At 59.9% G+C, this 409-nt stretch carries 1 protein-coding gene; it reads right to left on the bottom strand.

The features are described from left to right. Positions 1-184, bottom strand: a 184-nt coding sequence (locus EN850_RS33840; RefSeq protein WP_210238013.1) for a metal-dependent hydrolase, incomplete at its 3' end; no start/stop codon positions are given. Positions 185-409: the final 225 nt, after the last annotated feature.

The following is a 409-nucleotide window of genomic DNA, read 5'->3' as shown; positions in this document are numbered from 1 at the left end:
GTGCGCTGAAGAACTGTGGGGCAAACGGTGAAACCCGGATCGGTCGCCACGGTGCGAAGAAGCGTTGTTCACTCCACGGCCAGGCCAGTGCGACGCCGAGGCCACCGGAGGTCATCGCATCGAGCAGTGGATGGCTGGCGGCACAGATGAACACGAATACAGCGGCTTGTACGGTCGATGCCACCGTTGGCCCTGCCTTGGCAGGTGCCAACCTTGGTTGGCACGTGACTTGGAGAAAACGCCGGGCATTGCCCGGCGTTTTTTTGTGCCCGCTCCGTCGCGCTCCATCCACGCATGGCGGGGATCTACTGGGCTCTCCGACCGTCGGTTGAAAGCCCACCGAAGCATTTTGAGAATAGTTGCATGGATTCCCAAGAGTAGCTCGATAGCATTGAGCCTCTCTGCAAAC

It is taken from the genome of Mesorhizobium sp. M8A.F.Ca.ET.207.01.1.1 (assembly GCF_004794715.1).
GTDB lineage: Bacteria > Pseudomonadota > Alphaproteobacteria > Rhizobiales > Rhizobiaceae > Mesorhizobium.
The sequence above is the reverse complement of the archived record's forward strand: the minus strand, read 5'-3'. Positions and strand labels throughout refer to the sequence as shown.